Source organism: Gryllotalpicola sp. (assembly GCF_027352875.1).
GTDB lineage: Bacteria > Actinomycetota > Actinomycetes > Actinomycetales > Microbacteriaceae > Gryllotalpicola.
On sequence record NZ_DAIEII010000021.1, the window covers coordinates 96,749 to 105,587 of the forward strand.

An 8,839-nucleotide genomic window follows, 5' to 3' on the forward strand; every position below is an offset into this window, starting at 1 on the left:
TCGAAAGAGGATTCCCATGACCTTCCGCCTCGGTTTTCAGACGCACCTCCACGGCGAGCAGAGCGCCGCCGACCTCTACGCCGGGGGCATCGACCTCTTCCAGGCGGCGGAAGAGCTCGGCTTCGAGACGGGCTGGGTGGCGCAGCACCACCTCTCGACGAACGAGGGCCGACTGCCGTCGCCGCTCGTCTTCCTCGCCGCGGTGGCGCAGCGCACCTCGCGCATCCGGCTCGGCACGGCGGTCGTGACGATCACCCTCGACGAGCCCCTGCGGGTCGCGGAGGACGCCGCGGTCCTCGACGCGCTCGCGAGCGGCCGCCTCGAGCTCGGCATCGGCAGCGGCAATCCGCACCCCGAGCAGTTCGCGGCGTTCGGGCGCTCGGCCGACGATCGGCGCGCGCTCTACGCGAACGCGTCGGATGTGCTGCGCCGCGCCCTCGCCGGCGAAGAGCTCGCACCCGGGACCCGGCTTCAGCCGCCGGCGCCGACACTGCTCGAACGCATCTGGGAGTCTCCGGGGTCGGTCGAGCGCGAAGCCCAGGTGGCGCGCGACGGCCACGGCGTGCTCATCGGCATCGGCCCTGCCGCGACCGTCCAGCTCGAGCTCGCCCAGGCCTATCTCGCGGCGGCGGCGGAGGTGGGCATCGCGCCGCGCCTCGCGATCGTGCACTCGGCCTTCTTCGGCGCCTCTGCCGAGGCCGTCGCCGACTCGCTGTGGCCGGGCGTGCGCGACAGCTCGCTGTCCTACTACCAGCGCGCCGGCTGGGTCGGCGAGGACGCCGCCCCGGAGGAGCTGCTCGCGGCGATGAACATCCACCACGGCACCGTCGACGACGTCATCGCGAGCGTCGGCGCCGAGCCCGTCGTCGAACTCGCCACCGACCTCGTCTTCGCCGCCCAGGCCCACCGGACGACCTTCGACGAGGCCATCCGCGGCCTCGAGACCATCGCCCGCGAGGTCGCCCCCGTCCTCGGCTGGAAGCGTGCCGCCGCCGAGGTGGGCGCGTGACCGGGCGCACGCTGCACCTCGGCGGGTTCCTCAAACCGGCCGGGGAGTACCTGGCCGGCTGGCGGCATCCGGAGGCCCCGCGCGCCGCGGGCGTGGACTTCGAGTTCATCGCCGGGCTGGTGAAGCGCCTCGAGGCGGCGAAGTTCGACGCCGTCTTCTTCCCCGACCTCGTCGGCGTGCCGGATTCTCCCGACGCCGTCCTCGAGCGCGTCGCCGTCGTCAACGACGCCCTCGAGCCGACCGTGCTGCTCGGCGCCCTCGCCGCCGTGACGAACCGGATCGGCCTCGTCGCGACGGCATCGACCAGCTATTCGGAGCCGTACACCACCGCCCGGGTCTTCGCGGCGATCGATCACATCTCGCACGGCCGCGCGGGCTGGAACGTCGTCACGTCGCTCAACGACGCCGAGGCGCGCAACTACGGCCTCGACAGCCATCTGCTGCACGCGGACCGCTACCGGCGCGCCGAGGAGTTCTACGACGTCGTCGAGGGGCTCTGGGACAGCGTCGAGGAGGGCGGATTCGTCGAGGACAAGGCATCCGGCATCTACCTCGACACCGCCCGCCGGCACCGCCTCGACCATCGAGGCGAGTTCTTCACCGTCGCCGGCCCCCTCAACATCCGCCGCCCGGTGCAGGGCCGTCCGATCATCGCCCAGGCCGGCTCGTCCGGGGCCGGCCAGGCGCTCGCCGCCCGCATCGCCGACCTCGTCTTCACTCGGGCACAGGCGATCGAGCCGTCGCGCGAGCAGTACGCGGCCATCAAGGCCAGAGCAGCCGGGTTCGGGCGGAATCCCGATGAGATCCTCGTGCTGCCCGAGCTCGCGACGGTCGTCGGGCGCACCCGCGCCGAGGCCGAGGACAAGTTCGCCGCGGTGCGCGAGCTGCTGCACCCGCGCGTGGCCCTCGCCGACGTCGAGTACTGGCTGCGCGCCGACCTCGCCTCGCTGCCGGCGGATTCCCCGCTGCCGCCACTGCCCGCGACGAACGCGAGCCAGGGCGCCCAGGCCGAGCTCTACGCGCAGGCGGTGCAGGACGGCCTCACCGTCGGCGGCCTCGTGGCGTTCGTCGCAGAGGGCGACGGCGCGGTCATCGGCACCGCCGACGATGTCGCCGACCGCATCGAGGAGTACTTCACCACCGGCGCCGCCGACGGCTTCAACGTGTCCTTCCCCTATCTGCCCGGCACGCTCGAGGACTTCACGAGCCTCGTCGTGCCCGAACTGCAGCGGCGCGGGCTGTTCCGTACCGAGTACGAAGGCGAAACATTGCGCGAGCACCTCGGACTTGCACCTCCCGCGTCACGATGGAAGACATGAGCACCACCGCTGAACTCGACAGACTCGATGCGCACCGCGAGGCGCGCATCCGCAACGCCGCCTCCAGCCGCGGACCGGCGTCGTTCTTCTGGGGCGACATGGTCACCGCGCCCGGCCAGACCGTGACGGGCGCGCCCGGCCGCTGGTCGCCACTGCCGGCAGGCGAGGCCGGAGTGCGCGTCGACGCGACCGCGGCCGACGGCATCCGCATCGGCGGCGCACTCGTCGACGGCACGGCGATCCTGCACTACGACGAGGCCGATGGGCCGACCGTCGCCTCCTTCCCCGACGGTGCCGAGGGCATCGTCTTCAGCTACGACCGCTCGAAGTTCGCGCTCCAGGTGTGGAACCCGCACTCGGAATGGGCGAACCGCTTCGCCGGCATCACCGCGTACCCCTGCGACGACGCCTGGCGCATCGAGGGGCGCATCGAGACCGTCGCGCCCGGCCGCACCGTCGCCATCCCCCACCACCGCGACCCGCGCCCGATCGACACCCCGGTCACCGCCGAGGTCGTCTTCGAGGTCGACGGCGCCGAGTACCGGCTCGCCGCGACGCGCGGGGCGCGCCCGGATTCGCTGCTCGTGCTCTTCGCGGATGCCACGAACGGGGTCGAGACCTACTCGGCCGGCCGCAGCCTTGAGCTCGACTCCGCCGGCCCCGGCCGCGTCATCCTCGACTTCAACTACGCTGCGCTGCTGCCGTGTTCGTTCAGCCTGGCGTGGAACTGCCCGATCCCACCCGTCGAGAACCACCTGCCCATCGCGGTGCGCGCCGGCGAACGCAACGCCGTCGACGCGCAAGGAGAGCCGCTGCTATGAGCTTCGACCTCGGATTCCTCGTCTTCCTCAACTACACGAGGCACGCGGACGCCGCGCGGTCGCTGCGCGACGGAATCGAACTGTACGAGCACGCCGAGTCGATCGGCTTCGATTCGGGCTGGGTGCGCGTGCACCACGGCGTGCAGACACTCACCAGCCCGTTCCCGTTCTTCGCCGCGGTGGCGCAGCGCACGACACGGATCCGGCTGGCGACCGCGGTCATCCCAGTGGGCTTCGAGCACCCGCTGCGCTTCGCCGAGGCCGCGGCGACGACCGACCTGCTCGCCGACGGGCGCCTCGAACTCGGGCTGAGCTCCGGCATCCCCGACGGAAACGACCCGGCAGCGAAGCGCGCGATCACCCGGCAGCGGCTCGACGAGATCCAGGCGGCGCTGGCGGGCGCCGCCGAGGCCGCGGAGGAGACCAGCAACCGCACCGGCGATGAGCACCTGCCCGGCGGCCCGGTGCGCGCGCACTCCGGCGACGACGTCGCCCTCCCCTACGCGCCGGGCCTCACCGAGCGCCTCTGGTACGGGGCGGGCAGCATCGAGAGCGCACTGGATGCCGCCCGCCGCGGCCTGCACCTCGTGCTCTCCACGATCGGCAGCGACACCGGCCACGCCTCGCTCGGCCACCAGCAGGCCGAGATCGTCGCGGCGTACCGCGCCGAGTTCGCCGCGCACCACCCGGGCCGCGTCTCGCGCGTCGCCATCAGCCGCTCCATCCTGCCCATCGTCGACGCCGACGACGAGTCCGCCTTTGGCGGGCACGCCGCCTACTACGCCTCCCTCGTCGACGCCACCGGCCATTACACCGACGGCTCCGGCTTCGACGGGCTATCGACCCCGCTCTACTCCGGTGAGCCCGCGCGGATCGTCGACGAGCTCGCAGCCGACCCGGCGCTGGCCCTCGCCGACGAGCTGCTCCTCACTCCGATCAGCGAGCTCTCGACGGCCCAGAAGAAGCACGTGTTCGCCGCCGTCGCCGAGCACGTCGCCCCCGGCCTCGGCCGGCGCTCGCCCGTGCGGGGTCGGTAGCGGCCGATCCGATTGTGCGCCGGCTCGAAGCCGTTCTCGTCGACATGGGAATCGCCGTGGCCGGAATCGAGTTTCTCGACACCGTGGGAGGCCGCCGGGTCGTCCACGACGTCAACACCAACACCGACTACAACGCGCTGATCGAGGCAGCCGCCGGCGTGCCCGCTGCTCGGCTCGTCGCCCGGAACCTCCGAGGGCGGCTCGCGCACGCGCAGGCATACGGTGGAACAACCGACTGAAAGGCATCAGATGGCCGACTACTTCGACACCGACGACAAGAAGTTCACGCACGTCTACAGGGACAACACCCCCGACATCCTGAAGGTGTGGGGCGACTTCAACACCGCGATCTTCCAGGAGGGGCGCGAGATCCCGGTGAAGTACCGCGAGCTCGCCGCGATCGCCGTCGCCCTCACCACCCAGTGCCCGTACTGCATCGAGGGCCACACCGCCGCCGCGAAGAAGGCCGGGGCGAACGAGAACGAGATCGCCGAGATCGCCTGGGTCGCGACCGCCCTGCGCGCCGGCGCCGCGTACACGCACGGCCGCCTCGCCTTCAAGCTCTACGAGGGCGCACCCGAGGCGCACCAGCATTGAGCGCCGTGGACACCGATCTCGGGGCGGATTTCGGCGCCGGCCTGAGTGCCGACGACTTCAAGCTCGCGTTCCGCAACCACGCCGCCGGGGTCGCCGTCATCACCGCCGATGTCGGCGACGGGCCGGTCGCGATGACGGCGACGAGCGTGTTCTCCGTGAGCGCCGAGCCGCCGCTGCTCGTCTTCTCGATCTCGGACATGTCCTCGTCGACGCCGACCATCGAGCAGGCGAAGACCGTCGTCGTGCACCTGCTCGAGGCGGAGCAGTATCCACTCGCCAAACTCGGCGCGACGCACGGCGTCGACCGCTTCGCCGACACCACGCAGTGGACGCGCCTGCCCACCGGCGAGGTCGTCTTCCCCGCCGCACACGCCTGGATCCGCGGCGAGATCGTGCAGCGCACCCGCGCCGGGCAGTCGATTCTCGTCACCGTTCACGCACTCGAGGCGAAGCTGCCGGATCCTGCCGACGCCGCCGCGCCGCTGGTCTACTACAACCGCCAGTGGCACGCGCTCACCGAGCAGTCGCGACTCGGATAGGAATCCGCTGGTGCCGGGTTCGCGCGATAGAGCACGGCTCACGCGGGCCGGGGCCGCTCATCCCGGGTGGACCCTACGCATCGAAGGCGGCGCGGTTCGCCTCGACCTCGTCCTGGTGGCGCTCCGCCCAGTCGACCACGGCCTGCACCGGCTCGATGAGCGTCGCACCCAACGGCGTGAGCGCGTAGTCCACGCGCGGCGGAACCTGCGCGTACGGGGTTCGGGTGACCATGCCGTCGCGCTCGAGGGCGCGCAGGGTCCGGGTCAGCATCCGATGGGAGATGCCCTTCACGGCACCCTGCAAGGCCGTGAAGCGCATCGGCCCGGCGGCGAGGTTCTGGACGACGAGGATCGTCCACTTGTCGCTCACTCGGACGAGGATGTCGCGGATGAGCGCCCGGGTGCTGCCGGCGTCGCCGCAGCCGGCGAGCGATGCGCCGGCGTCCGCCGGCGAGAGATCCAGTTCCAGCGTCATCTGGCGATACGACCCTTCGTGTTCGTGAAGCACTTCAAAGTGCGTCTGGTGGATCGGGATTATTCGCCGCCGTCCGGCGTTACGCACTAGGGGTAACCGGCGCAGAACCGGAGCGATTCCCTCATCCGCATATCACGCATACGCAAGGAGCATCAGTGACGAAGATCGCCATCATCATCGGCAGCACCCGCCCGGGTCGCAACGGCAAGCAGGTCGCCGACTGGGTCTACGAGCACGCCAAGCAGCGCACCGACGCCGAGTTCGAGCTCATCGACCTCGTCGACTACCCGCTGCCCCACCTCGACGAGCCCATGCCGGCATCGATGGGGCAGTACCAGCATGACCACACCAAGGAGTGGGGGGCCAAGATCGACGAGTTCGACGGCTACATCTTCGTCACCCCCGAGTACAACCACAGCACCTCGGGCGTCCTCAAGAACGCGCTCGACTTCCTGCACAACGAGTGGCACAACAAGTCCGTCGCATTCGTCGGCTACGGATCGGTCGGCGGCGCACGCGCCATCGAGAACCTGCGCCTCGTCGCGGCGGAGCTCCAGCTCGCCAGCGTGCGCCAGACACTGACGCTCTCGCTCATGACCGAGTTCGAGAACTTCAGCGTGTTCAAGCCCGGCGACTACCAGCTGCCGGCGCTCGAGATCCTGTTCGACCAGGTCATCGCCTGGGCGAACGCGCTCAAGCCGCTGCGCACGGGGGTCACCTCCTAGGTGTAGTTCCCCACGAGGTCGTGAACGGCTGAGTCGGCGAAGACCTCCGTGGCGGATGCGGGTGGCCACACTCACTCATCCCAACGGAGGTCTTCGCGTCTCACGGTAGGCCGCCAGTCACGGCGGAGGGGCGACGGCTGGTGCTCGGGCATCCGCGCGCGTCAGCGGCAACCAGGGAGTGAACTCGAACGGATCGCCGCCTGCACGACCAGCTGCCGGATGCTGCCGAGCTGGAACGCCGCGCCGGGACGGCATCCCCGTCACGGGCGCAGCCGGTGAACGTTTCCCGGTGCGCACGTGTTCGGGCTGAGATCCGGCGCGCCACGCCGTGATGGGGTGCCCGGTCTCGGCGGGTCGCGCGGATCTCAGCCCGAACGCACGCGTCGCCGAGGCCATGACCATAAGCACCTCGTCGGTACAGGCGTCGTCCTCGCAGCACACCGCCCTCAGCCGGGCGCGAGCGCACCGCCGGAGGCGAGCCGGACGGTCAGAGGCTAGTTGTTCTGGGGGAATCCCAGGTTGATGCCGCCGTGCGAGGGATCGAGCCAGCGCGAGGTGATGGCCTTGAGCTGGGTGAAGAACTTCACGCCTTCGGCACCGTGCGCCTTGGTGTCGCCGAAGAGCGAGGCCTTCCAGCCGCCGAACGAGAACGTGGCCACCGGCACCGGGATCGGCACGTTGATGCCGATCATGCCGACCTGCACCTCCTTCTGGAAGCGCCGGGCGGCGCCGCCGTCGTTGGTGAAGATCGCGGTGCCGTTGCCGAACGCGCCACTGTTGATGAGGTTGATGCCCTCGTCGAACGACGACACCCGCACGACCGAGAGGACCGGTCCGAAGATCTCCTCGGTGTAGGCGCGCGAGGTCGTCGGAACCCGGTCGAGCAGCGTCGGGCCGAGCCAGAAGCCGTTGGGGTCGCCATCGGGGTTCACCGAGCGCCCGTCGACGACGACGCTCGCGCCATCCGCCGCGGCGACGTCGATGTACGACGCGACCTTGTCGCGGTGCTCGCGGGTCACCAGAGGACCCATGTCGCAGCCCCGTCGGCCGTCGCCAGTGCGCAGCGTCCGCATCCGCTCCGTGATCTTCTCGATGAGGACATCGGCCACGGGCTCGACGGCGACGAGCACCGAGATCGCCATGCAGCGCTCGCCGGCCGAGCCGAAGCCAGCGTTGATCGCGCTGTCGGCGGTGAGGTCGAGGTCGGCGTCGGGCAGCACGAGCATGTGGTTCTTTGCCCCGCCGAGGGCCTGCACGCGCTTGCCGTGAGCGGTCCCCGTCTCGTAGACGTAGCGGGCGATCGGGGTCGAGCCGACGAACGAGATCGCGGCGATGTCAGGATGCGTCAGCAGGCCGTCTACGGCGACCTTGTCGCCGTTGAGGACGGTGAACACGCCGTCCGGCAGACCCGCCTCCTTCCAGAGCCGGGCGAGCCAGATCTGCGACGACGGATCCTTCTCGGACGGCTTGACGACCACGGTGTTGCCCGCGGCGATCGCGAGGGGGAAGAACCACATCGGCACCATCGCCGGGAAGTTGAAGGGCGAGATGATCCCGACGACGCCGAGCGGCTGGCGGGTGGAATAGACGTCGATGCCGGTCGAGACCTGCTCGCTGTACTCGCCCTTGAGGTGGTGGGCGAGGCCGGTCGCGAATTCGACGACCTCCTGGCCGCGGGTGATCTCGCCCAGGGCGTCGGAGAGGACCTTGCCGTGCTCGCTCGTGATGATCTCCGCGAGCTCGCCCTTCTTCGCCTCGAGCAGCTCGCGGAATTTGAAGACGATCGACTGCCGCCTGGCGAGCGAGGTGTCGCGCCAGGCCGGAAAGGCGGCTTTGGCACTCGCGACCGCGGCGTTGATCTCGGCCTCATCGGCGAGCGCGACCCGCTTGGTCTGGATGCCGAGCGCCGGGTCGTACACCGGAGCCGTACGGCCGCTCTTCGACGGGTACGTGGACCCGTCGATCCAGTGCGGGACGACGGGCAGATCGGCTTCGGAGGGCTGGCTGGCGGGGGCGACGGTGGTCTCGGTGGTCACCGGTCAATCTTCCCACTGCGCCGGAACAGAAGTAACGGGCCGGCCCGAATACCCGACCACGTCGTCGGGTATTCCGTGCAACCGCGACACGCCTACGATCTATTCGGGGACTGATCACCGCTCTGAGACGCCGCAGCACCCGCGGCGCGGCGATCCAGCACACCCGACGACGGAGGTGGCATGAGCGTCGACGAGCGCGAGGTCAGCGAATTGACCCTCGACGAGTGCTGGCAGGTGCTCGCCACGCAGCATCTCGGCCGCCTCGCACTGAGCTACGGCGA

General features: G+C 70.3%; 10 protein-coding genes. 8 read left to right on the forward strand and 2 right to left on the reverse strand.

The annotated features are described in order from the left end of the window. Window positions 1–16 precede the first annotated feature (16 nt). The 7 genes from M7D61_RS03060 to M7D61_RS03090 are packed head-to-tail and all read left to right on the forward strand — an operon-like array spanning window position 17 to window position 5,322. Window positions 17–1,009 (forward strand): LLM class flavin-dependent oxidoreductase, encoded by a 993-nt coding sequence (locus M7D61_RS03060; protein WP_298227480.1) that lies wholly within the window; start codon window positions 17–19, stop codon window positions 1,007–1,009. After that, entirely contained in the window at window positions 1,006–2,328 is a 1,323-nt protein-coding gene (locus tag M7D61_RS03065) for an LLM class flavin-dependent oxidoreductase (protein WP_298227482.1), read from the forward strand. The genes M7D61_RS03060 and M7D61_RS03065 overlap by 4 nt, the downstream gene beginning before the upstream one ends. Then, window positions 2,325–3,149, forward strand: coding sequence for a DUF1684 domain-containing protein (locus tag M7D61_RS03070; RefSeq protein WP_298227484.1), 825 nt, complete (start codon window positions 2,325–2,327; stop codon window positions 3,147–3,149). Before M7D61_RS03065 ends, M7D61_RS03070 begins: the two co-directional genes overlap by 4 nt. After that, window positions 3,146–4,186 (forward strand): LLM class flavin-dependent oxidoreductase, encoded by a 1,041-nt coding sequence (locus M7D61_RS03075; RefSeq protein WP_298227486.1) that lies wholly within the window; start codon window positions 3,146–3,148, stop codon window positions 4,184–4,186. Before M7D61_RS03070 ends, M7D61_RS03075 begins: the two co-directional genes overlap by 4 nt. Before the next feature lie 14 nt (window positions 4,187–4,200). Beyond that, window positions 4,201–4,425 (forward strand): hypothetical protein, encoded by a 225-nt coding sequence (locus M7D61_RS03080; protein WP_298227488.1) that lies wholly within the window; start codon window positions 4,201–4,203, stop codon window positions 4,423–4,425. Window positions 4,426–4,435: 10 nt separating this feature from the next. Beyond that, on the forward strand, window positions 4,436–4,783 hold the full coding sequence (locus tag M7D61_RS03085) for a carboxymuconolactone decarboxylase family protein (RefSeq protein ID WP_298227490.1): 348 nt from the start codon (window positions 4,436–4,438) through the stop codon (window positions 4,781–4,783). A gap of 5 nt (window positions 4,784–4,788) precedes the next feature. Then, window positions 4,789–5,322, forward strand: coding sequence for a flavin reductase family protein (locus tag M7D61_RS03090; RefSeq protein ID WP_366083709.1), 534 nt, complete (start codon window positions 4,789–4,791; stop codon window positions 5,320–5,322). A 73-nt stretch (window positions 5,323–5,395) separates the two neighbouring features. Here the strand turns inward: M7D61_RS03090 and M7D61_RS03095 are convergent, their stop codons facing one another. Continuing rightward, window positions 5,396–5,797, reverse strand: a complete 402-nt coding sequence (locus tag M7D61_RS03095; RefSeq protein ID WP_298227494.1) for a helix-turn-helix domain-containing protein — start codon at window positions 5,795–5,797, stop codon at window positions 5,396–5,398. A 155-nt stretch (window positions 5,798–5,952) separates the two neighbouring features. Here M7D61_RS03095 and M7D61_RS03100 point away from each other — a divergent pair, with 155 nt between their 5' ends. Continuing rightward, entirely contained in the window at window positions 5,953–6,522 is a 570-nt protein-coding gene (locus M7D61_RS03100) for an NAD(P)H-dependent oxidoreductase (RefSeq protein WP_298227496.1), read from the forward strand. Window positions 6,523–7,016: 494 nt separating this feature from the next. Here M7D61_RS03100 and M7D61_RS03105 read toward each other — a convergent pair whose 3' ends face one another. Continuing rightward, on the reverse strand, window positions 7,017–8,558 hold the full coding sequence (locus M7D61_RS03105) for a CoA-acylating methylmalonate-semialdehyde dehydrogenase (protein ID WP_298227498.1): 1,542 nt from the start codon (window positions 8,556–8,558) through the stop codon (window positions 7,017–7,019). Window positions 8,559–8,839: the final 281 nt, after the last annotated feature.